Below are 22438 nucleotides of genomic sequence, written 5' to 3' on the forward strand. Positions count from 1 at the left end.
GCAGATCGAAGACGACCGTGGCCCAGACCAGCACCGAGCGGGAGCGCACCGCGCCCGACCCTGACGACGCCCGCAAGCCCGACGGCCCCTCCGAGGTCACTCAGCGTTCCTGGGGCTACGTCCTCAAGAAGACTCTCCGCGAGTTCGGTGCCGACCAGTGCACCGATATCGCCGCAGGACTGACCTACTACGCCGTTCTCGCCCTGTTTCCCGGCCTGCTCGCGATCGTGTCGATCCTGGGCCTCTTCGGTCAGGCGGAGGCGACGACCGACACGGTCCTCGAGCTCCTCGGCGGGTTTGTCTCGGCCGACGTGCTCGACACGGTCCGCGGGCCACTGCAGGAACTCACCTCTACGCCCGCCGCCGGCCTGGCCTTCGTCACTGGTGTCCTCGGCGCACTCTGGTCGGCGTCCGGCTACGTCGGTGCGTTCGGACGCGGCATGAACCGGGTGTACGAGATCGACGAGGGCCGTCCCGTGTGGAAGCTCCGTCCGACGATGCTCGGCGTCACCGTGGTGACCGTGGTGATGCTCGTGATCGCCGGGCTCATCCTCGTGCTCAGCGGCCCGATCGCTCAGACGATCGGCGACGCGATCGGTCTGGGCGACGTCGCCCTGACGGTCTGGAGCATCGTGAAGTGGCCGGTGCTGATCGCGATCATGATCGTCATCGTCGCCGTGCTCTACCACTGGTCGCCCAACGTGCGTCAGCCGAAGTTCCGCTGGACCAGCCTCGGCTCGCTCCTCGCCCTCGTGGTGTGGGCGCTCGCGTCCGCCGGCTTCGCGATCTACGTCGCGAACTTCGGCAACTACAACAAGACCTACGGCGCCCTCGGCGGCGTGATCGTCTTCCTCCTCTGGCTCTGGATCACGAACCTCGCACTGCTGTTCGGCGCGGAGTTCGACGCCGAGCTTGAGCGCGGACGCCAGTTGCAGGCCGGCATCGAGGCGGAGGAGCACATTCAGCTCCCGCCGCGCGACACCCGCCAGAGCGAGAAGAAGGCGAAGAAGCACGCCGAGGATGTCGCCGACGGCCGCGAGCTCCGCGAGACCGCCGGACACCCCGACCGATGAACCGCCCCGAGCTTCCGGTGACCGGGCAGGAGCCGATCACCGTCGTCCGGTCCGAGGAGCGCCTCGACGTCACCACTGTGCGAACCCTTACAGAGCGCCTGCGGGTCCGAAAGGTCATCGTCACCGAGGAGCGCACTATCACTGTCACGCTCCGCCGGGAGGAGTTCGTCCTCGAGCGCGAACCCCTCGAGCGCGAACCCCTCGACGGGCCGCTCGAGGGCGGCGAGCACGGGGCCGAGGGCGCTCCGGAGTCGATCACCCTCGTCCTGCACGCTGAGGAACCGGTCCTCAGGACCCGGGTCGTTCCCGTCGAGCGCGTGCACGTCATGATCGACCGCATCAGAGCACTGCACTCCGCCACCGGCACAATCCGCAAGGAGCGGGTCGACATCCACGCCGTCCCGCAGCTCCTCGACGACAATGCCGAAGAGACCGGGCGAGCGCGTTGAGGTGACCGGCTGACGCGCGATCAGTTCGATGGGACCGCGCAGGTCTCCTGGGCGGCGGTCTGCCCGGGAGCATCGACGGCTTCGGGAGCGGGAGTCACCGGAGGCGCGTCGGCCTGCCCCGCCGGTGCCTCCCCCGCCGGCGCCTCCCCTGCCGGCGCGTCCGACGCGAGGGTCACCGGCTGGTCGCTGAGGACGCGGCTCATCAGCTCCGCGCCGACCTCCGCGTTCGGCACGACCTTGCCCGGGTAGTCCGGGTCGTCCAGCGCCGGGTACTGGACGAAGACCATCTTCGACAGGTCGACATCCTTCAGCGCGAGCGCGAGCGAGATCATCGTCGCGGGGCTGGTCAGCGAGGTCGAGAGGTGCACGTTCGACGAGGTCGCCTGCGCGAGGCCGTAGAGGGCGGGGACATTCGAGAGCGTGTCGGCCGAGCGGACGGTACGCATCAGAGAGGCGAGGTACTGCTGCTGCGACGAAATGCGGCTGAGGTCGCTCTGGTTGCCGACGCCGTGGCGGCTGCGCAGGAACGAGAGCGCCATCGCCCCCGAGACGGTGGAGGTGCCGGCGGGGAGGTCCAGGCCCGAGTCGGTGTCGAGGATCGGACCGGTGAGGCAGACCGGGACGCCACCCACAGCGTTGCTCATCTCGATGACACCGTTGAACGACACCCACCCGGCGTAGGGCACGGTCAGGCCGGTGAACTGCTGCAGGGTGTCGTTGACGCAGGCGAGCCCGCCGTACTGGAACGCCGAGTTGAGCGGGACGCCGGTGGCCGCCTCCGTGACGACGCCCGTCGCCGGGTCGGTGCAGGCGGGACGGTCCAGGATCAGGTCGCGCGGGAAGCTGATCACCGTCGCGCTGCGGTGGTCGGCCGCGACGTGGAGCAGGATGTTGACGTCGTTGAGGGTGCTGTCGCGAATGCCGAAGTCGTCCCCCTGCGTCGGGTCGTTATCGGTCCCCACCACCAGCACGTCGAAGCCGCCCCCGATCGCGCCCGGCTGTGCACCCCCGGCGGGAGGCGCCACGCCGAGGTCAACCGCGTTGTCGGCGACATTCCGGCTGATGCTGGCCGTCGCAATCGCCACGAGCGAGGTGCCGCTGACCGCGAGGACGCCGAGACCGGCGGCCACGCCGATCACCAGCGTCCGGACGCCGGATCGCGGCCGGAGCCGCCCGTGCCGGACGCCGCGCTCGTGAACCGTCATGACGTCCCCCCTCGCCCCCGCCCGTGCGGCAGTCGGAGTCGCAGGCCAGTGTAGGCACATGCGCTCCGGCAGGCGCGGATCGGCCTTGCTCCTGTCGTGGCGGAACCCGGCCCCCGCATGCCTACCCTGGACGGTGCGCTCTCACCGTCTTCTGCAGCAGGTCATCGGCAAGCTCAGCGGGCAGCGACCCGCCGCGCCGGTGAGTCGTCGGGCGCACCGTGCGCTCTTGGCCGAGCAGACCGTCCGCGGAGTGCTCGAGCTCGCGGTACGGCTGGGCGAGACGCTGCTCTCGCTCGGGTCCGCGGCCGCCGAGGTGACCGAGACGATTCAGCGGGTGTGCCGCGCGTACGGCATCGAGTGCCAGGTCGACCTCACCTTCACCTCGATCCTGGTCGTGCACGACGGAGGCGACGACTCGCCCAGCGTGAGCGTGCTGCGCGTCGTCCCCTCCCGCAGTGCCGACTACGAGCGACTGGCCCGCGTGACGGCGCTCGTGACCGCGATCACCGAGGGCTCGCCGGAGGTGCGGGTCGCCGACGCGGTCGACTCGGCCGAGATCCGCGACGAGGCCCGACACCAGTTCGAGGCGGCGCACGAACGGCTCGACGCGATCCTGATCCAGCCGCACCGGTACCGCCGCAGCGTGGTCACACTGACCCTCGCCCTGATGGCCGCGGGCGTCGCGGTGCTGCTCGGCGGAGGGCCGCTGGTCCTGCTCCTCGCCGCCGCGACGGCCGCCGCGATCGACCTAGTCAACCAGCTGCTCGCCCGCTGGGGCCTGCCCGCCTTCTTCCAGCAGATCGCGGGCGCGGCGCTCGCGACGGGAGTGGCCGTACTACTGCTCGTGGTCGTGCCGCGGCTGCCCGTCGAGCTGGCGGCGCTTCCGCCCGCTCTCGTTGTCGCATCAGGGGTGGTGGTGCTCCTCGCCGGGCTCTCGTTCGTGGGAGCGGCGGACGACGCGATCAACGGGTTCCCGATCACAGCGGGCGGACGACTGCTCGAGGTGGGACTGCTGACGCTGGGCATCGTCGTCGGTATCGCCGTGGTGCTCGACGGCGCCCGCTCGCTCGGCGTCGACCTGGTGCTGGTCGACTCCTCCGTCCGCCCCTGGCCGGCCGCCGTGCAGGTGCTCGGCGCCGGGGTCGCGGCCGGCGCGTGGGCCCTCTCGTCGCACACGCCCCTCCGCTCCGCGCTCGTCGCGGCTCTCACCGGTGCGGGCGGGTGGCTCGTCTCCGACTCCCTGACCGGCGCCGGCTTCGGCCCGCTGATGGCCAGCGCCCTCCCGGCGCTGGCGATCGGGCTGCTCGGCGAGATGCTGGCGGAGCGGATGCGGGTGCCCGCCGTGGCGACGACCGCGTGCGCCATCGTCCCACTGCTCCCCGGCCTCACCCTCTACCGCGGGGTCCTCGACCTCACGTCCGAGACCGGCCCGACGGGCGGGATCGAGCTGCTGCTGCAGGCCGGCATGATCGCGCTGGGCCTGGCCGGTGGGGTCACCCTCGGCCGGATCGCCTACCGCCGCCTGCGCACCCCGATCGTGAGCGCAGTGGCACCCGTGCGCGCCAGCGCCCGGCGGGACCGCGGCATGGAGCAGGCCCTCGCCGCCGACGTCCTCTACACGGAGGATCCCCCCGCCACTGCGGCGCCCGAGGCCGCGGCCGCTGCGGAGCAGCAGCCCGAGCCGTCACCGGAGGAGCCGCTCCCCCGGACCGGGATCGTGCCCATTGTCAGCACGATCGGCAGCACCGGGACTCCCGTTGCTCCTGAACCAGGCGAGGATCCCCTCGAGGATCCGACCCGGAACTGACCGCGGGTCTGATCGTCGGCGACGCCCTCTCCGAGACCGCCCGCTTCGCTCAACGGCCGGCCGCGTAGTGGTTCTGGATCTGCGTCGGCGTGAGGACCGTCGATTTCACGGCGGCGTAGCGCAGGCTCCCGCCGAAGTACGAGGAGCCGACGTTCGGCCACTGGCCGCCGAGGGTGTCGTAGCCGATCTTCCAGTAGCCGGTCGTGCTCTCGGGGGTGCGAGAGCTGCCGTTCGAGGCGACCTGCGCGCCGTCGAGCCAGAGCGCGGCGCCCGCCGTCGGCGAGAGGGTCGGGCGCGGGCTCGTGACTCGGGCGTCCCGGGGAGGTGGAGGGCGGCGGTGTCGACGAGGGTCATGCTGTCCGCCCCGCTCGCGGTTCAGGGTGTGGGTGGTGGGGGTTCTGGGGTGGGGATGCTCGGGGGCGGGTGGACGGGGGCGGGTGGACGCGTGAGGGACCCCCGCCTGTCCCCCTTCTCGGGGAGACGCCGTCGCCTCCCAGCGGGCGTCCGCGGAGGCCTGCCGCACAACGTCAGCTGAGAGGCCATGTCATCCACGATGGTGGATGAGGAGGTCTCTCAGCTGACGTTGCGTCATGCGTGCGAGGCCGGCTCCTCCACGGAGCGGGAGTCGGTGAGCGAGAGCGACCCGATCGTCCCGATCACCCCGATCACCCCGACCGACGTCCGGTTCGCCGGCATCGCCTCGACGAGGGCGACCGCGCAGATCGTCAAAATCGTGCGCAGGCCGACCGTCAGAACGACCATCATCACGGCGATCGCGAGGTAGCCTCGGTCCACCGGCCAGGCCATCCCGACGAGTGCGCCGACGAGGAGCCCGGTGCCGACGGGGCAGGCCGCACGGTGCCCGAGCCGGGCGGCGAGGCGTTCGGTGATCGGAGTGGCCGCGAGCATCGTGACGATCACGGGCAGGTCCGGCAGTCGCTCACAGTCGCCACACATATCGTTGAGTATCGTTCGGAGAAACAGGAGGTCATCATGAACGGATCGTCATCGACCGGCGCGTTCGGCACCGGCACACCCATCGAGAGCATCTGGCGCGCGATGGAGCAGGCCCGCTCCCGGATGGAGAAGCGCGTCGGCTCCCGCGTCGGCCGGGGGGATGTGCGTACCGCCGTGCTCGCACTCCTCGCCGAGCAGCCGATGCACGGATACCAGATCATCCGCGAGATCGAAGAGCGCAGTGGCGGCGACTGGAAGCCGAGCCCCGGCTCCGTCTACCCGACCCTCCAGCTGCTGGCGGACGAGGGCCTCATCACGGCCGACGAGCAGAACGGCCGCAAGACCTACACACTGACCGACGCCGGCCGCGCGACGGTCGCCGAGCACGGCATCTCGACGCCGTGGAGCGACTCGGATCACGTCGACTTCGGCGCCCTGCCCAAGGCGGGCCTCGAGCTCGCCCAGGCCGCGGCGCAGGTGGGACGCTCGGGCACCCCCGAGCAGATCCGCAAGGCCGTCGCCGAACTCGAGGACGTGCGCCGCCGCCTGTACGCGATCCTCGCGCAGGACTGAGCCGGGTGGCCTCGGTCAGCCCGGGTCCCGCCGCCCCGGGCCACCGAGAGCGGGAGGACCGGCGGCGCTACCGCCGGATCCTCCGCTTCGCCGCGTGGCACCTCGCGGTCACCTGGTTCTTCGACCTGCTCCTGCCGCGGGTCGGGATGACCCGGATCGCGCTGCGCACCCGACCGGGCCGGATGCGGCGCTTCGCGCGCAGCTTCCACGTGCTCGCCGTCGACCTGGGCGGCCTGATGATCAAGGTCGGCCAGTTCATGTCGTCGCGCCTGGACGTCCTGCCGCCCGAGATCACGCGCGAGCTGGAGGGGTTGCAGGACGAGGTCCCACCCGTCGCGTTCGCGCGGATCCGGGCGCTGGCTGAGGCCGAGTTGGGGCTGGTACTCGAGCGCGCGTACGCCGGAGTCGAGGAGTCGCCGGTTGCCGCCGCCTCGCTGGGGCAGGCCCACCGCGCCCGGCTCGCCCCCGCCGATGCCGCCGACACCGGTCACTCCGCCGCGATCATGAAGGTGCAGCGGCCCGGGATCGACCAGATCGTCGAGGTCGACCTCGCGGCGCTGCGCCGGGTCGGCGGCTGGCTCAGCCACGTGCGCCTGGTCTCGGACCGCGTCGATGCCCCGGCGCTGGTCGAGGAGTTCGCGGTGACCAGCCTCGAGGAGATCGACTACCTGCAGGAGGCGGCCAACTCCGTCCGTTTCGCCGCCGACTTCGCCGGTGACGCCCGAGTGGCCGTGCCCGATGTGGTGTGGGAGCGCTCGACGCGCAGGGTCCTCACCCTCGAGGACGTCACCGCGATCAAGATCACCGATCACGCCGCACTGCTGGCCGCCGGGATCGACCCGCGGGAGGTCGCTCCGGTCTTCGCCGCCGTGATGTTCGACCAGCTCTTTACCAACGGTTACTTCCACGCCGATCCGCACCCCGGCAACGTCTTTGTCACGCCGACCCCCGGGGCCGAGCTGCCCTGGCGGCTCACGTTCATCGACTTCGGGATGATGGGCGAGGTGCCGCCGAGCACTCGCGCGGGGCTGCGCCGGATGCTGATCGCTGCCGCCTCCCGTGACGGCAAGGGACTCGTCGACGCGGCCCGAGCGGTCGGCGTCCTCCTCCCCTCGGCCGACTCCCGCGAGCTGGAGCGCGCGTTGACGCAGCTGTTCGCCCGGTTCGGCGGGATGGGCTTCGCCGAGCTGCGGGAGGTGGATCCGCGCGAGTTCCGCGACTTCGCCGTGCAGTTCGGCGATGTGGTGCGCGCGCTGCCGTTCCAGCTGCCCGAGAATTTCCTGCTGGTCATCCGCGCGATGTCGCTGACCTCGGGGGTGTGCAGCGCCTTGGACCCGGCCTTCAACCTGTGGGACTCGGTCGAGCCCTACGCTCAGCAGCTGATCCGCGAGGAGCGCGGCTCCGTCGTGCAGGACGTCGGCACGCAGGCTGTCGCCACGCTCGGCCTGCTCTGGCGCCTGCCGCGCCGCCTCGACGAACTCGTCACGACGCTCGACGACGGCGAGCTCGCGGTCACCGTCCCCACGATCGAGCGCCGCCTGAACCGGCTTGAGGGCACCGTCCGCCGCGTCATCTCGGCGGTGCTGTTCGCGGGTCTGCTGATCGCGGGTGCCGTCGTACGGCCGGATGACGGTGGGTTCGGGACGGTGCTGATGATCGCCTCGGTGCTACCGCTCCTGCACGCCCTGCTGGCCCGCGGGCCGCGCGGCTGACGGCGGCTGTCGATGCGCCGGCGCGGACGATCCGCGTATCGCCCGTGTCGCTGATTCGGACGATGCCCTGGTAACAGCGGTCCTGGTGTGCTGTGAGCATGCATCCGGCACCCAGCACCTCCGCCTCCCCCTCGCGCAGACTCGGCCCCGGCCGCGCCATCGCCTCGGCCCTCGTCGCCCTCAGCCTCCTCGCGGGCGGATCGGCCGTCATGGCACTACAGGGGCACGATCCTGCCGCAGCCGCGATAAGCGCACTCGACGGGCCTGATGAGCAGGACGGCTTCATTGCCGACGGAGACTCGGTCTCACCGTTCGCCGACGAGCTTCCGGCGATCTCCCGGCTTCGCCCGGCTCTGCGCACAGCCGTCCAGGCGGCCGCGGCCGATGCGGGCGACGAGGTCCACATCCTGATCACCAACGGCTGGCGCAGCGAGCGCTACCAGCAGGCCCTGTTCGACGATGCCGTGCGCCGCTACGGCAGCGAGGAGGAAGCCGGCCGCCTGGTAGCGCCCGTCGACCGATCGCGCCACGTCACCGGCGACGCCGTGGATGTCGGCAACGCGCAGGCGGACAGCTGGCTGTCCCGGCACGGCGCCGACTACGGCCTCTGCCAGATCTACGCCAACGAGATCTGGCACTTCGAACGAGCGACCACGCCGGGCGGCGAGTGCCCGGCCCTGCTGCCGGACGCGAGCGCGGGGTGACCCGCCGGCGCGGACACGGTCGCGGATGATCGCTCGGCACCCTCACTCCCCGGGGACGAGGGGGAGTCACGACGAGTGGAGGGCCCGCAGGGCGTGCCCGGCTCAGGGACTCGACGCGCACTCGGAGCAGGAGCGGACGGCGCTCGCGGGGTCGGAGCCCGGGACGGGACCAGCCAAGCGCCCGCTGTCGCGGGAGTGACCCGGGACGGTCCTCTCGAACGCCACAAGCAGGTCTCGAAGTGCGCGGGCGTTCGGCAGGCCGACCTGCCGCGCGACCCGCTCCATCTCCGGCCTCCCGACCTGCGAGTACGTGCGAAGGAGATCCTCCGCAGCATCGGCTCTTCGCATCCGAATCTCTCGCACGGGGGTTGTGCCGAGAGACGCGAAAGCCATCTGCAGACGCCGCTGCGTGACCGACATCTCCTTTGCGAGAGTCGCGATGGAGAGCCCTCTGTCGTCGAGCTCGCACCGAATGGTCCGACGGGCGGCGACGATGAGGCGCCGGTCCGATGGGCTGATCCGAACCGGTAGATCATGATCGGTGTCCTCGACGAGATCGGCGGCGAGAGCTTCGACCGCGACGACAATCCGCCGACTGATACGCCGAGCCGGTTCGTCCAGGCCGGCGAGGATCTCATTGACAAGGACGGAGAGCGGTCGAACAGAGCTGACGGTCCGCGGGACGAACGAGGAGTCACTGAGCAATCCGGGCGCAACTCGATCGCCTGATCCCCTTCCCAGCTCTATTTCGATGACGGCCGAGGGAGCGGTGCTCGCGGTCGAGACGAGACTTGCCGACCGATAGAGCACTGCATCCCCTTTCTCCAGGACGTGGTCGTCGCCCCCCGCCCGCAGCACCATCTCCCCCTCGGTGAGCACCGTGATCGACACCCCCTCCGACTGGGAATCCGCATTCGTCACAGTACTGGCGCTGGTCCAGAGCCTCGCGAGGGCGAGATCCCGAGATCGATAGATATCTGCAGCGAGCCGGAGGTCGTCTCGTCGATCGGGCGAGCGACACAGCGCCTCCAACCAGGTCGCGGCCGGCTCACCCGAAAGGGCGACCCCTCTCGAGAACACCGTCCGATCAGCTCGCAGCATTCGTTCCAGCCTCTCGTTCCTCCTGTCTCCCGGCCGGGACGCGCAGAAGAGGAGAAGCGAGACAGCGTCGACCGACCGGGAGCCGAGGGGCGGCCGCAGGTATCGCAGTCGCGCCCTACCGGTGCGGTCGAGCAGCACTCAGACCTGTAAGAGGAGAGGCGGAGGGGACCTGTCGCGAAACATGAGCTTATCATCGACTCACGCACCCGCTCCGCCGGAAGGGTGCGCGCTCAGGAGCAGGTCAGCGTCGGGCGCTTGATCTGAACATTGTGGTTGGCGTTCTGCTTATCCGTAAGGTGCGAGAGCCGGATTCGATAGCGGAACGTGTAATCCCCATCAGTATCGGGAGTGAACGTGGCGGACGCCGCGACCGGGTCCCCTGTGTTCGGGTCGATGAACGCCCCTCCGGCTCCGGCGTCGGTGGACGCCATGTAGACCTTGCCGCCGCCGATCAGCACGTCATAGGCCGCGTAGGACACGTCATTGCCGGGACCGTTCGCGGAAGCCGACCAGTTGAACGTGTAGGAGTGGCCTGCGACACCCTTGAACGGGAACTCGATGTAATAGCTGTAGTAATCGCTCCGGGTCGCATCCTTCGTGTTCCACCACGACGTGCCGTCAGTGGTCCAGCCATAGCCGCCGGTGCCGCCCGAATCTCCATCCGATCCACTCGCGCCTGTCCAGCCCGAGGATTCCGGCACAGTCGGGCAGACGAAGTCCTTCGAGGCAGCCGCGGCGGGAGTCGCGATCGCGACAGAGACGGCCGGGATACTCCAGGCAGCCCCCTTCACCAGTGTTCGTCGGGCGAAGCCGTCGTGAGCCGGGATGATCCAGTCTCCTCCGAGAGTGACCTCACGGGTCGAATCCGATGTTTTCGTCATTTATTCCTCCACGTGTTTGTTCGTACGTCTCCGATCTTGAAGGACAGCGATAGCGGCGGTCGGTAGAGGTGCTGATCGCTTCGCGATCTCGGGCGATCCTTTCGGATATCCGTTCGTCGGTACGAGCTCCGTCGACCCCTCGTCCGCCGCTCTCCTGATCCGATTCGTCACGAACGCTCGTCACGACAGCCGGGAGGCAGCCCTTCGTGACGAATCGATACCCGGGGGGTTACGGGTGGGGGCGCGGAGGCGGAAGAGCGCGCACGGGGGCGACGGACGCGCGGCGGATGAGCCGCGTCTCCAGCTCCATGCGGGTCGCCGAGGCGAGCGGAGTCGCGGACCGGTGCGCCTGGTGCAGCATCCGGAAGGCGATGGCGCCCATCTCGCCGATGGGCTGCTGGATGGTGGTCATCGGCGGGGTCGCCCACGCCGACTCCTCGACGTCGTCGAAGCCGATGACGCTGAGGTCGCGGGGAATGCGCAGGCCCGCGTCGTCGGCCGCCTCGTAGACACCGAGCGCCATCACGTCGGAGCAGGCGAAGACGGCGCTCGGCGCGTCCGGCTCGGCGAGCATCGCCTGGGCGGCCTCGCGGGCCAGTTCGCGGTCCCAGTCGCAGTAGGCGATGCGCGGCTCGGCGACCCCGGCAGCGCGCAGCGCGGAGGTGAAGCCGTCGATCCGGGCGCTGCTGTAGAGCTGGGTGCGGGTGCCGCCGAGCACGCCGAAGCGGGTGTGGCCCGCGGCGAGGAGGTGCTCGGCGGCCATGCGTCCCCCATCCCAGTTGGTCGCGCCGACGCTCGCGACGTCGGCCGGGGGCCGGGTGCTGGGGTCGACGACGACGACGGGCAGCTCGGCGGTGGTGAGCAGGTGCAGTTCTGCCGCCGAGACGTTGACCAGCACCACGATGGCGCCGAGCGAGGGACGGCGGAGGAGGCGGCTGATCCAGGCGCCGTCGTCGCGGGCGCGGGTGAGCACCAGATCGACCCCGGCGGCGGAGGCCTCGGCCTCGATACCCTCCAGGACCGGGCCGATCCAGGTGCCGCCGATATGCCCGACGACGACGACCACGATCTGGGCAACGTGCGGGTCCTCGACCGGGGGCCGCAAGCGCGGCCGGCGTCGGTAGCCGAGCTCGTGCGCCGCCTCCATCACGCGCAGCCGCGTCGCCTCCGAGACGTCGGTGCCGCCGTTGAGCACCTTCGAGACCGTGGGCACGCTGGTCCCTGCGCGGCCGGCGATGTCCGCCATCGTGGGTCGGGGGTGTGCTCCGGAGGCGTCATTCTCGGGCATGAGCCCACCGTAGCGGACACCCACTTTCGCAACTAGTCCACTGGGCGGACGGGTTGCTCCGCCCGACAACCGAGGTGCATGATGGTCGAACGCCGAGACCACCGCGCAGAAGTTGCGCAAGTCCTGTTCGACGACGAACCGCGGAGTGATCCGCCTGCACCTGAGGACGACGATGACCGACATCCCTCCGACCACGCCCGGCACGACGCCTCCGACTACCCCTGGCAGGACGGCTCTCGTCGTCCGAGGGGGCTGGGACGGCCACCAACCGGTCGAGGCGACCGAGCTATTCCTGCCGTTCCTGCGCGAGCACGGCTACGACGTGCGCGTCGAGGAGTCGACCGCCGTGTACGCCGACGAGGACTACCTGCGGACAGTGGACCTGATCGTGCAGTCGAACACGATGACCGCCATCCAGTGGGAGGAGTTCCTGGGACTGCGCGCAGCCGTTGAGCGCGGCACCGGCCTCGCCGGCTGGCACGGCGGGATCGCCGACTCCTACCGCGACAACTCCGACTACCTCCAGCTCATCGGCGGGCAGTTCGTCTCGCACCCGGGCAAGCACCCCGACGAGCGCACCGGCGAGCAGTCGGACAACGACGTGCCGCACACGATCGAGATGACCGCCCTCGCTGCCGACCACCCCATCACCCAGGGCATCTCCGACTTCGAACTGGTCACCGAGCAGTACTGGGTGCTGCACGACGACTACAACGACGTGCTCGCCACGACCACCCAGGCGGTCCGCCCGTGGGACCCGTGGAAGCGCCCGATCACCTCCCCCGCGATCTGGACCCGCCTCTGGGGCGAGGGCCGCATTTTCGTCTCCACGCCGGGCCACCGCGTCGAGATCCTCCAGGACGAGAACGTCCGCACCATCATCGAGAGGGGCATGCTGTGGGCGTCCCGCTGAGAGTCGGCATCATCGGAGTCGGGAAGATCAGCGAGCAGTACCTCGCGAACCTCCCGACCTTCCCCGGCCTCCGCCTCGTGGCGGTCGCCGACCTGAACCAGGAGCGCGCGCAGCAGGTCGCCGACGAGCAGGGCATCCGCGCCCTCACCGTCGACGAACTGATCGATGATCCCGAGATCGACGCCGTGCTCAACCTCACGATCCCGGCGGCGCACGTCGAGATCGGCACCCGAGCCCTGACGGCGGGCAAGCACGTCTTCGCCGAGAAGCCGCTCGGCCTGAATCCGGCAGAGGCCGCTCCGATGCTCGACCTCGCCGATGAGCTGGGCCTGCGCTTCGCGAGCGCACCGGACACGGTGCTCGGAACGGGCGTGCAGACCGCACGCCGCACTCTCGACTCCGGAGTGATCGGCACGCCGATCGCCGCGCAGGTGCACTGGACCGCGCCGGGACATGAGCGCTGGCACCCGGCGCCGGAGTTCTACTATCAGCCGGGCGGCGGGCCACTGCTGGACATGGGTCCCTACTACCTGACGGCGCTCGTGCACTTCTTCGGGCCGGTCGTGCGCGTCACAGGTCTGGCCACTCGCTCCGATCGCCCGCGCACGATCGAGACCGGACCGAAGGCGGGCACGCCGATCGAGGTCACGATCGATACGCACATCACCGCGCTGCTGGAGCACGCGAATGGAGTCGCCTCGACCATCACCGTGAGCTTCGAGGTCTGGCGCAGCCGGGCGCCGAAGTTCGAGGTCTACGGCACAGAGGGCACCATCTCGGTCCCGGACCCGAACATGTTCTCGGATCCGGTCGAGGTCGCGGTCCGCGACGAGGAATGGCGGGTCATCCCCGACTCCGCCGGTGTGATCGACACCGGGCGCGGAGTGGGGCTGGCTGACCTCGCGGAAGCGATCGTCGAGGACCGGCCGCACCGCTCCTCCGGCCGCGTCGCGCTGCACGTGCTCGAGATCATGGACGCCGTACTTCGCTCGAACGAGGACAGGGCGGTCGTGGCGATCGAGAGCACCGCCGAGAAGCCCGAGGTGATGCCGTTGCGCGCGGCCGACTCGATCGGGGGCTGACCAACCCCAGCCTGTCCCCAACCCGTCAGGACGGCCGCTCGGCGGTCCTGGGTCTCTCAAGGGGCGGACAGCGGGCGATCGCCGCCAGCGCTACGGTCCCCATCCGGGGGCCTTCGGCGGCGCGGAGCGTAGAATCGGACGTCCGACGGTCGTCCGCCGTCGTCGCGTGCGGAGGGGGAAAATGGCCGTGGCAGTCGGCTTCCGACGGAGCGGGGAGCTTTGCGCCCTCTCGCGACCTCGACTTCGGGCGGTCGGCGCACCGCTGTTCCGCGGCGGTCGCCGCTCGCGGCTGTCCGGCTGGTTGAGCATGCCCGGCGGCCCGGGCCTGGTCCGCCCCTCCGCGCTCGCCCCGGCCTGGGAGGCGCCCCTTCTCCGGCTGGTGCGGACAGGGGCACCGGCCTCCGAACTCCACGCGGCGACAGCCGACTCACCCGAGGGCTCGCGCATCGCGGCGGTCATCGAGCTCGTCCGAGACGCCCTGCACTCGCCCGACGGCGACCGCGCGCTGCGTCTCACGTGCTGGCTCGTTCGACTGCGCTACGACCCCTCCACCGACTCCTTCCTCCGCCGCTACGGGATCGCACTGACCGTCCGCCTGCCCCTCAGCGGTGGCCTCGACGTGGAAGTACCGCTCAATTCCGTCGCCCTGCGCCTGCTCTATGCCGAGCTGATCGCCTCGATGGATCACGTCGCTGCTGCTGCGGCGGTCGAGACGCTGGAGCCGTCGACCCTCGCGGCGTCCACGCTCGCCGCGCTCTACTCCGCCCGCCGCCGATGGAACGATGTCGTCGAGTTCTCGGCCCCGATCGAGAACGTCGATGCGGCCTGCGCCGCCGTCCTCATTCGCCGCGGCGTCGCCCTGCGGGAACTCGGGATGACCGCGGGCGCTCTCGAGGCGTTCGACCGCGTCGTGCGCCCGACCGTCACCAGCGCCCGACCCGCCGAGCTCCGTGCGGAGGCGCTGCTCGAGCGGGCGAGCACCCTCCTCTCGGACGGGCGCCGCACACCGGCTCGCCGTGATCTGGAGCGCGTCCTCACGCACTACCCGGACAGCGCCGAGGCGCAGGACCTCCTGGCGGTCGTGCAGCACTGACGCGGCCCAGCACTGACGCGGCCCGGCGACTCAGCCCTCGGCCTGCGAGGGCTTGTCGGCCTGGTCATCCGGGTCCTCGACCGGGCTCGGGGTCTGCTCGCTCATCGCAGTCCCTCCGGCCGGTCGGACGTGGCGGACGGCTCGGGGTGCGCCTCGAACTCCATCCAGGCGCGGTCCAGGTCGGCCTGGGCCGACTCGGGCTCGCTGGCGAAATAGCCGTCGTAGATCGCGCGGCCACCGTGCTCGGGCAGGTCGTCGCGGGACCCGAAGGCGTGCGCGAAACGGCCGACCTCGTCGTCCCTCTTCTGCTGATCCCGCAACCAGGCGGGGAAGGTCTGCGTCATGGGTGACACCTCTCTCTCCTGCCCCTAGCCAATCCCCCACCGCGGATCCCGGCAAGCCCTTCCGCCCTGCGCCCTGAGGGGCCAGGCTTCGTGCGCCCTCGTTCTCGCCTCGCCCTCGCCCGGGACCGATCAGCGCCAGCGCCGATCAGCGTCGGCGCCGTCCCCTACGCTGACGGGCGGAAGAGGAGGTGACGGCATGGTCGAGCTCTCGAGCGACCCGCGCGATGGTTGAGGCCGTCGTCTCGGCCGGGCGGCTGCGCGGGCGGAGGATCGAGACGCCGGACGGGGTCGCGCGCGCCTTCCTCGGCGTGCCCTACGCGGGCGATGCTCCGCGGTTCCGCCCGGCACCGCCGGTGCAGCCCTGGAGCGGGCGGCGGGAGGCGAGGGACCCGGGTCCGGCCGCCCCGCAGACCGCGGGCGGGAGCGAGCACGGCTGCCTCACAGTGAACGTGTGGACGCCCGAGAACGCGGTGGATCGACCGGTGCTCGTCTGGATCCACGGCGGGCTGCACGTCGCCGGTTCCAACGCCGAGCCTTTCTGCGATGGAGCGCGCCTGGCCGCCCGGACCGGCACCGTCGTCGTGGCGCTCAATCACCGGCTCGGTGCGCTCGGCTTCCTCACCCTCGATCACCTCCTCGGCGACGAGTTCCGCGGTTGCGCGAACCTCGGCCTGCACGACACGCTCGCCGCTCTCGCGTGGATCCGCGCCGACATCGCGGCATTCGGAGGAGACGCCGACCGGGTGACGCTGGCGGGCCAGTCCGCGGGCGCGACGTCGGCCGCGATGCTGCTCGCGGCACCCCGCAGCGCGGGCCTGTTCACGCGGGCGGTACTGCAGAGCGCGAGCCCCGAGCGGATCGGGTCGCGGGAGTACGGCGAGGACGTGACCGCCGATCTGCTGGGCCTGCTCGGCGCGGCGCCGGAGCAGCTCCTCGACCTGCCCTGGCCGCGCCTGATCGAGGCGCAGGACCGCCTGCTCGCCCAGCGCTCGGCGGCGGGTCCGAACACGGTAGCCGTGTTCCGGGCGAGTCTCGACGGCCACCTGCTGACCCAAGACCCGGTGTCGGCCATCGCCTCGGGGGCCTCGAGCGGAGTGGACCTGATCGTAACGACGAACGTGAACGAGAACTCCGGCGCCGTCGAGCTGCCGGCCCCGGACTCCCCCGAGCTACGCGCGCAGCTGGACCGGCACCTCGCCGACGTGCTGCCGGGCGGGGACGCGACCGCCTACCGCGAGGCACTGGCGGCCGACCTGGGCCGCGCGCCCTCCGACGCCGAGGCTCTGGAGGCCTGCGTCACAGACGAGATCTACCGGCAGCCGAGCCAGCGCCTCCTCGACGCGCGGGCCGCGGCGACCGGATCGACGCACGCCGCCCTGTTCGCATGGCGCGTCAACGACTCCCGCGGCGCCACCCACTCCCTCGAACTGCCGTTCCTCTTCCGCAGCTTCGACGCCGCGCGCGCGATGATCGGGCCGGCTCCGCACCGCCTGAGCGAGGAGATCTCGACGCGCTGGGCGGAGTTCGCCGCCACAGGCGACCCGGGCTGGCCGGAGTACGGGCGAGAGCGCACGACCCTCGTGCTCGATGACCCGCTCCGGATCGTCGACGCGCCCCGCGAGCACCTGCGCCGCTTGGTCGCCGGACACCGGCGCTGAGAGGCGCTCACGACGACTCCGGCCTTCGTCGGGCCGCCCGATCCGCCCGGCAACTGGCCCCGACCGAACAGTTAGGTTAGGGTAACCTTCACAACCCCCTCACCTCTTCGAAGGATCGCCGTGCCCGCCACCCGCACCCCTCTCCGCCGCACTGCTCTCCGCCGCGCTGCTCTCCGCCGCACTGCCGTTGCCTCGCTCGGCCTCGCCGCGCTGCTGCTCACCGCCTGCTCGGGAGGAGCCGATGCCGGCTCCGTGGGCACGTCCGAGAGCAGCGCCGCCGTCAGCGGCGAGGGCCTCCCCGTCACCGTCGACCACGCCTTCGGCAGCACTACCGTCGAGTCGGCCGACCGCGTCGTCGCGACGAGCTGGACGAACCAGGACGTCGCGCTCGCGCTGGGAGTGACCCCGGTCGGCTTCACGCGCGCGTCCTACGGCGATGAGGACGGTGACGGCCTGCTCGCGTGGACGAAGCAGGCGCTCGACGAGTCCGGTGCCGCGACTCCGACCCTGTTCGACGAGACGGACGGCGTGCCCTTCGAGTCGATCTCGGACCTTCGCCCGACCGTGATCCTCTCGGCCTACTCCGGCATCACCCGGCAGGACTACGACACCCTCAGCCAGATCGCCCCCACCGTCGCATATCCGGGCCTGGCCTGGGGCACCACCTGGCAGGACTCCGCGAAGCTCGACGGCGCCGCTCTCGGGCTCGAGGACGAGGCCGTCGCGAAGGTCGGCGAGGTGGAGAGCGCGATCACGCAGACCACCGCGTCGTATCCGCAGCTCGCGGGTACGACATTCCTCTACGGCTGGTACGACCCGACCGACGCGAGCACCTTCACCTACTACACACCGAACGACGCGCGAGTGACGTTCGTCGAGGACCTCGGGCTCGATGTCGCCCCCAGCGTCGCCGAGCTCTCCGGCGACTCCGAGGCGTTCAGCGGCACCATCAGCTCCGAGAACGCCGACCAGCTCGACGCCGACGTGCTCGTCGTCTACGGCGACGACACCACCCTCGCCGCCCTGCAGGCCGACCCGCTGCTCTCGAAGATCCCCGCCGTCGCGCGCGGCTCCGTCTACGTGCTGAAGGACGGCTCCTCCGCCGCGATGGCCACCTCCTCGCCCAACCTGCTCAGCATCCCGTGGGTGCTCGAGGAGTACACCGCCGGCCTCGCCGCGGCCGCCGACAAGGTGTCGTGACCCGCACCGCACCATCCCGGGAGCTGCTGATCGCGCTCGCGGTGATCGCCCTCGCCGTCGCGTCGGTCCTCTCGCTCGTGTACGGCTCGCGTGAGATCCCGCTGGCCGAGGTCTGGCCGGCGCTGACCTCGCCCGATCCGGAGTCGATCGTCGACGCGGCGGTGCAGGGGCGGGTGCCGCGGACGATCCTCGCGATCCTGGTCGGCGCAGCTCTCGGGCTCGCGGGCGCCGTGATGCAGGGCCTCACCCGCAATCCGCTGGCCGACCCGGGCATCCTGGGCCTGAACTCCGGCGCCTCGCTCGCGGTGGTCCTGGGGATCGCCGGGGTCGGCGCGACGAGCCTGCCGCAGTTCATCTGGCTCGCGTTCCTCGGGGCGGCGGCCGCCGGAGCGTTCGTCTACGCGGTCGCCTCGCTCGGCCGCGAGGGCGCCACGGCGCTCAAGCTCGCCCTCGCCGGAGCCGCGACCGCCGCCGCGCTCACCTCGCTGATCAGCGCCGTCCTGCTCACGCAGGAGACGACGCTGAACCGCTTCCGCTTCTGGCAGGTCGGCGGAGTCGGCGGCGCCGAGACCGCGAGCATCCTGCAGGTCCTGCCGTTCCTGGCGGTCGGAGCCGTGCTGGCCCTGTCGAGCGCGCGGGGGCTCGACGCGCTGGCGCTCGGCGACGACCTGGCGACCGGCCTCGGCCGGCGCGTCGGGCGCATCCGCCTGGTCGCGGGGCTGGCCGCGGTGCTGCTGTGCGGAGCCGCGACCGCGATTGCCGGCCCGATCGGCTTCGTCGGCCTGGTCGTCCCGCACCTCGCCCGCCGCGTCACCGGCCCGGCGCACGCCTGGCTGCTGCCCTCCTCCGCTCTGCTCGGCGCCCTGCTGCTGCTCGTCGCCGACGTGGTCGGGCGTGTGATCGCCCGGCCGAGCGACGTCGAGGTCGGCATCGTCACCGCGCTGATCGGCGCCCCGGTGCTGATCGCGATCGTGCGTCGCTCAAGGGTGCGGGCGCTGTGAGCGTAGTCGCGATCGCTGCCGGCCGCAGTGTGCGCCACCGACGCGCGCTGCTCGGCTGCGCGATCCTCCTCGTGCTCGCGCTGGCGCTCGTCGTCGTCTCGCTCACGGTCGGCAGCACCGTCTACTCGGTGCCGCAGGTCGTTCGCGTGATCCTCGGGGAGACGGTGCCGGGTGCTTCCTTCACCGTCGGCACGCTGCGGCTGCCGCGCACGATCATCGCAGTCCTGGTGGGTGTCGGCTTCGGGATGGGGGGTGTGATCTTCCAGACGATGCTGCGGAACGCCCTCGCCAGCCCCGACATCATCGGTATCACCTCGGGCGCGAGCGCCGCGGCCGTGGTGGCGATCGCCTTTTTCGGGCTCTCCGGAGGCGCGGTCTCGGTGCTCGCGGTCGCGGCCGGGCTCGCGACGGCGCTGCTCATCGCGGGGCTGGCGGAGGGCGGCGGAGTGATCGGGGCGCGGCTGATCCTGATCGGCATCGGCGTCGCGGCGATGTTCCAGAGCGTGATCGCCTACGTGCAGACCCGCGCCGACGTCGAGGACGTCCAGGAGTCGCTGCGCTGGTTGACCGGCAGCCTGAACTCCGCGGCATGGCCGTCCGTCCCCCCTCTCGCGCTGGCGATGCTCGTGCTGGTGCCGCTGGCGCTGCTGCTCTCGGGGCGGCTCGGCGTGTTGCAGCTCGGCGACGAGTCGGCGACCGCGCTGGGGCTCGACGTGCGGCGCAGCCGGCTGGCTCTGCTCGCGGTCGGCGTGGGGCTCGTGGCCGTCGCAACCGCCGCCACCGGTCCGATCGCGTTCGTCGCGTTCGTCTCGGGGCCGATCGCGCGGCGGATCCTGCCGAGCGCGCGCACGCTGCTGATCCCCTCCGCCCTCGTCGGCGTGGTCGTGGTGCTCGCCGCCGATCTGCTCGCCCAGTACGTCGTCGGCGCGCTGTTCTCGGGCGCGCGCTTCCCCGTCGGAGTCGTCACCGGCGCGCTCGGCGCGCCCTTCCTGCTCTGGCTCCTCGCCCGCCGTAACCGCTCAGGAGGCTCCCTGTGACCCGTGCCCCGCACACCCTCGCCGCCGACGCGGTCACCCTCGCCTACGACGAGCGCGTGGTGGTGGACGGGCTCTCGCTCACCGTGCCGCCCGGTGAGATCACGGTGATCGTCGGCGCGAACGCCTGCGGCAAGTCGACGCTGCTGCGCGCGATGGCCCGGCTGATCACTCCGCGCTCCGGGAGCGTCCTGCTCGACGGCCACGCCATCCACCGGCTCCCGACCCGGCAGGTCGCGCAGCAGGTGGGGTTGCTGCCGCAGACCCCGATCGCTCCGGAGGGAATCGCCGTCTCGGACCTGGTGGCCCGCGGCCGCTACCCGCACCGGGGGCTGTTCGGCCGCGGCTCCGGATCGGATGACGACGCGATCGTCGAGGAGGCACTGCGCGACACCGGCACGCTCGAACTCGCCGACCGCCCCGTGGACGAGCTCTCGGGCGGGCAGAGGCAGCGGGTGTGGATCGCGATGGCCCTCGCCCAGCGGACCGACGTGCTCCTCCTGGACGAGCCGACGACCTACCTCGACGTGTCGCACCAGGTCGAGGTGCTCGACCTGCTCACCGACCTCAACCGCTCGCGCGGCACGACGATCGTGATCGTGCTGCACGACCTCAACCTCGCCGCCCGCTACGCCGACCACCTCGTCGCCGTGCGCGACGGCGCTCTCTATGCCTCGGGCACGCCCGCCGAGGTGGTGACGCCGGAGACGGTGCGCGCGGTCTTCGGGATGGAGTCGCGCGTCATCGAGGACCCGGTCTCGCGGACGCCGCTGGTGCTGCCGATCGGGCGCCACCACTCGGGGTGAGGAGGGAGAGCCAGGGCGGGGGCAGAGGTGATGATGAACGCCCGCTCGGAGCGGTCGATCCGCCGGGCGATCGAGGCCGTCACGGCGGCGGTGGCGGAGGCGCGGGTGCAACCTCGGGATCTTCGGCTCCGCCGATCCGCTCTCGATCGACGACGACGAGTGGCGCCGCTACTTCGAGGTCACTGTGCTCGCCGGTCCGACGCACACCGGCGGCGTGGAGGACTTCCTTGACGAGCTGGTCGACCGCGAGCTGCCGTGGGAGCAGGCGCAGCGCGAGTTCATGCGCGTGCACCGGCCGCAGTCGCTCCTCAAGCGCCTGATCGAGCCGGAGGAGATCGCCCACATGGTGGCGTACCTCGCCTCGCTACTCGCCTCGGCCACCACGGGCGCCGCCGTGCGTGTCGACCGCGGGTACATCGACTCGATCGTCCCGTAGCCACGCAGGATTTCTTGCCGAGACACCGCTCGAGCGGCGTGAGGCACCGCCGACGGAGCGGTATCACAGTGCAGGCGGCGCTGCGGTCGAGCCGCCCGCGCGCCAGGGGCCGCCGATGCGCTCCTGAAGCAGCGGTGCGTCGGGGTCGGCCAGCCGGGCGAGCAGCGCCTCCACTCCGCGGCGGCCGAGTTCGTGGCCGGGCGCGACGAGCAGGTCGAGCGCCGGGTCGGCCAGGTCGGCGACGTCGGGATCGGAGGCGAGCAGCACGATCGAGAGGTCCGTGGGGACGCGCACACCGCGATGCCGCAGCTCGTGCGCGAAGCCCACGGCGGCGCCTCCGTTCACGATCACGGCGGCGGTCGCGGTGGCGGTGATGGAGTCGTGGTCGAACGAGCCGGCCAGCGCGCGGCCGCCGGCGGGCGACTCCTCGCAGCGCAGCAGCACGCCGTCGATCCCGCGCGCCGCGCAGGCCAGTGAGAACGCCTCCTGCGCCCGCACATACGGCCCGAAGTCGGCCGCCAGGTCGCGGTCCGGGCCCAGCACGAGCGCCACCCGCGCGTGCCCGAGCCCGGCGAGGCGGCCGAGCGCCTCCGCGACCATCCCCTCGACGTCGATGTCGACCCAGTCGAGGGCCGACGGATCGCGGGTGCGCCCGATCAGGGCGAAGGGCGTCCCGGAGTCGCGCAGGATCGGCACGCGCTCGTCCTCGGTGGTGACCTGCATCAGCACCACTCCGTCGATCAGCCCGTCGGCGCGCAGGTCGGCCAGGCGCTCGGATCCGCCGACCGTCGGCCAGAGGACGATCGAGTAGTCCTGCTCCGCCGCGGCCTCGGCGGCCCCGAGCAGGAACGAGGTGGCGGTGGTGAGCGGTCGGCTCGGGGCCAGCGGAGAGACGACCGCGATGATCCCGGAGCGGCGGCGCGCGAGGGCGCGGGCCAGGGCGTGCGGGCGAAAGCCGAGCTCGCGCATCGCGGCGCGCACTCGCTCACGGGTCTCGGGCGAGACGGGCTTGGTGTCGTTGACCACGAACGAGACCGTGGCGATCGACACGCCGGCCAGGCGCGCGACGTCCCTCATCGTGGCCACCGCGTCTCCTCCGCTCGCGCCGCCCGGCTGGAGTT

23 protein-coding genes are annotated in these 22438 nt (G+C 71.5%); 15 read left to right on the forward strand and 8 right to left on the reverse strand.

The genetic code is table 11. The features are described 5' to 3' along the window. The first annotated feature begins 17 nt into the window (after window positions 1-17). Window positions 18-1073, forward strand: a complete 1056-nt coding sequence (locus A6122_RS13200) for a YihY/virulence factor BrkB family protein (protein ID WP_068255775.1) — start codon at window positions 18-20, stop codon at window positions 1071-1073. After that, entirely contained in the window at window positions 1070-1522 is a 453-nt protein-coding gene (locus A6122_RS13205; protein ID WP_068255777.1) for a YsnF/AvaK domain-containing protein, read from the forward strand. Before A6122_RS13200 ends, A6122_RS13205 begins: the two co-directional genes overlap by 4 nt. A 20-nt stretch (window positions 1523-1542) precedes the next feature. Here A6122_RS13205 and A6122_RS13210 read toward each other — a convergent pair whose 3' ends face one another. Further along, window positions 1543-2727 carry an LCP family protein gene (locus tag A6122_RS13210; RefSeq protein ID WP_068255780.1) on the reverse strand — a complete coding sequence of 395 codons (1185 nt, stop codon included), beginning with the start codon at window positions 2725-2727 and terminating at the stop codon, window positions 1543-1545. Window positions 2728-2860: 133 nt separating this feature from the next. Between A6122_RS13210 and A6122_RS13215 the strand changes: the two genes are divergently transcribed. Next, window positions 2861-4534, forward strand: coding sequence for a threonine/serine exporter family protein (locus A6122_RS13215; RefSeq protein WP_068255784.1), 1674 nt, complete (start codon window positions 2861-2863; stop codon window positions 4532-4534). Between the two features lie 49 nt (window positions 4535-4583). On the opposite strand, the gene A6122_RS13220 is transcribed toward A6122_RS13215, so the two are convergent. After that, a complete protein-coding gene (locus tag A6122_RS13220; protein ID WP_068255787.1) occupies window positions 4584-5057 on the reverse strand; it encodes a hypothetical protein in 474 nt (157 codons plus the stop codon). A 65-nt stretch (window positions 5058-5122) separates the two neighbouring features. Then, window positions 5123-5491: an MFS transporter gene (locus tag A6122_RS13225; RefSeq protein ID WP_068255790.1), complete on the reverse strand. Its 369-nt coding sequence runs from the start codon at window positions 5489-5491 to the stop codon at window positions 5123-5125. 36 nt (window positions 5492-5527) lie between these two features. Between A6122_RS13225 and A6122_RS13230 the strand changes: the two genes are divergently transcribed. The 3 genes from A6122_RS13230 to A6122_RS13240 all read left to right on the forward strand — a co-directional run bounded on the left by A6122_RS13230 (window position 5528) and on the right by A6122_RS13240 (window position 8480). Then, window positions 5528-6064, forward strand: a complete 537-nt coding sequence (locus A6122_RS13230; RefSeq protein WP_068255793.1) for a PadR family transcriptional regulator — start codon at window positions 5528-5530, stop codon at window positions 6062-6064. A gap of 5 nt (window positions 6065-6069) precedes the next feature. After that, on the forward strand, window positions 6070-7776 hold the full coding sequence (locus tag A6122_RS13235; protein ID WP_068255796.1) for an ABC1 kinase family protein: 1707 nt from the start codon (window positions 6070-6072) through the stop codon (window positions 7774-7776). A gap of 98 nt (window positions 7777-7874) precedes the next feature. Further along, the gene (locus A6122_RS13240) at window positions 7875-8480 is read left to right on the forward strand and encodes a M15 family metallopeptidase (RefSeq protein ID WP_068257694.1); all 606 of its coding nucleotides are present in this window, start codon (window positions 7875-7877) and stop codon (window positions 8478-8480) included. Between the two features lie 102 nt (window positions 8481-8582). Here A6122_RS13240 and A6122_RS13245 read toward each other — a convergent pair whose 3' ends face one another. The 3 genes from A6122_RS13245 to A6122_RS13255 all read right to left on the reverse strand — a co-directional run bounded on the left by A6122_RS13245 (window position 8583) and on the right by A6122_RS13255 (window position 11750). Next, window positions 8583-9719: an AraC family transcriptional regulator gene (locus A6122_RS13245; RefSeq protein WP_146077262.1), complete on the reverse strand. Its 1137-nt coding sequence runs from the start codon at window positions 9717-9719 to the stop codon at window positions 8583-8585. Between the two features lie 92 nt (window positions 9720-9811). Further along, window positions 9812-10462, reverse strand: coding sequence for a hypothetical protein (locus A6122_RS13250; protein ID WP_068255800.1), 651 nt, complete (start codon window positions 10460-10462; stop codon window positions 9812-9814). A 229-nt stretch (window positions 10463-10691) separates the two neighbouring features. Next, a complete protein-coding gene (locus A6122_RS13255; protein WP_068257696.1) occupies window positions 10692-11750 on the reverse strand; it encodes a LacI family DNA-binding transcriptional regulator in 1059 nt (352 codons plus the stop codon). 172 nt (window positions 11751-11922) lie between these two features. On the opposite strand from A6122_RS13255, the gene A6122_RS13260 reads away from it, so the two are divergent. The 3 genes from A6122_RS13260 (at window position 11923) to A6122_RS13270 (ending at window position 14838) form a co-directional block, all read left to right on the forward strand. After that, window positions 11923-12663, forward strand: coding sequence for a ThuA domain-containing protein (locus A6122_RS13260; RefSeq protein ID WP_068257699.1), 741 nt, complete (start codon window positions 11923-11925; stop codon window positions 12661-12663). After that, window positions 12648-13745, forward strand: coding sequence for a Gfo/Idh/MocA family protein (locus A6122_RS13265; protein ID WP_068255801.1), 1098 nt, complete (start codon window positions 12648-12650; stop codon window positions 13743-13745). The genes A6122_RS13260 and A6122_RS13265 overlap by 16 nt, the downstream gene beginning before the upstream one ends. 181 nt (window positions 13746-13926) lie before the next feature. Next, window positions 13927-14838 (forward strand): tetratricopeptide repeat protein, encoded by a 912-nt coding sequence (locus tag A6122_RS13270; protein WP_068255806.1) that lies wholly within the window; start codon window positions 13927-13929, stop codon window positions 14836-14838. Between the two features lie 101 nt (window positions 14839-14939). Here the strand turns inward: A6122_RS13270 and A6122_RS13275 are convergent, their stop codons facing one another. Next, window positions 14940-15182: a hypothetical protein gene (locus tag A6122_RS13275; protein ID WP_068255807.1), complete on the reverse strand. Its 243-nt coding sequence runs from the start codon at window positions 15180-15182 to the stop codon at window positions 14940-14942. Between the two features lie 224 nt (window positions 15183-15406). On the opposite strand from A6122_RS13275, the gene A6122_RS13280 reads away from it, so the two are divergent. From A6122_RS13280 to A6122_RS16080, 6 genes are all read left to right on the forward strand, one after another. After that, window positions 15407-16840 (forward strand): carboxylesterase/lipase family protein, encoded by a 1434-nt coding sequence (locus tag A6122_RS13280; protein WP_068255808.1) that lies wholly within the window; start codon window positions 15407-15409, stop codon window positions 16838-16840. A 120-nt stretch (window positions 16841-16960) separates the two neighbouring features. Continuing rightward, window positions 16961-18040 carry an iron-siderophore ABC transporter substrate-binding protein gene (locus A6122_RS13285; protein ID WP_068255816.1) on the forward strand — a complete coding sequence of 360 codons (1080 nt, stop codon included), beginning with the start codon at window positions 16961-16963 and terminating at the stop codon, window positions 18038-18040. Further along, window positions 18037-19041, forward strand: a complete 1005-nt coding sequence (locus A6122_RS13290) for a FecCD family ABC transporter permease (protein WP_068255820.1) — start codon at window positions 18037-18039, stop codon at window positions 19039-19041. Before A6122_RS13285 ends, A6122_RS13290 begins: the two co-directional genes overlap by 4 nt. Next, complete coding sequence (locus A6122_RS13295) at window positions 19038-20078, forward strand: FecCD family ABC transporter permease (protein WP_068255821.1); 1041 nt, start codon at window positions 19038-19040, stop codon at window positions 20076-20078. Before A6122_RS13290 ends, A6122_RS13295 begins: the two co-directional genes overlap by 4 nt. Next, window positions 20075-20881: an ABC transporter ATP-binding protein gene (locus A6122_RS13300; protein ID WP_068255822.1), complete on the forward strand. Its 807-nt coding sequence runs from the start codon at window positions 20075-20077 to the stop codon at window positions 20879-20881. Before A6122_RS13295 ends, A6122_RS13300 begins: the two co-directional genes overlap by 4 nt. A 184-nt stretch (window positions 20882-21065) precedes the next feature. Continuing rightward, a complete protein-coding gene (locus A6122_RS16080; RefSeq protein ID WP_068255823.1) occupies window positions 21066-21317 on the forward strand; it encodes an SDR family oxidoreductase in 252 nt (83 codons plus the stop codon). A 63-nt stretch (window positions 21318-21380) separates the two neighbouring features. Here the strand turns inward: A6122_RS16080 and A6122_RS13310 are convergent, their stop codons facing one another. After that, window positions 21381-22394 carry a LacI family DNA-binding transcriptional regulator gene (locus tag A6122_RS13310; RefSeq protein WP_237358288.1) on the reverse strand — a complete coding sequence of 338 codons (1014 nt, stop codon included), beginning with the start codon at window positions 22392-22394 and terminating at the stop codon, window positions 21381-21383. Window positions 22395-22438 lie beyond the last annotated feature (44 nt).

This window comes from Rathayibacter tritici (assembly GCF_001641005.1).
Taxonomy (GTDB): domain Bacteria; phylum Actinomycetota; class Actinomycetes; order Actinomycetales; family Microbacteriaceae; genus Rathayibacter; species Rathayibacter tritici.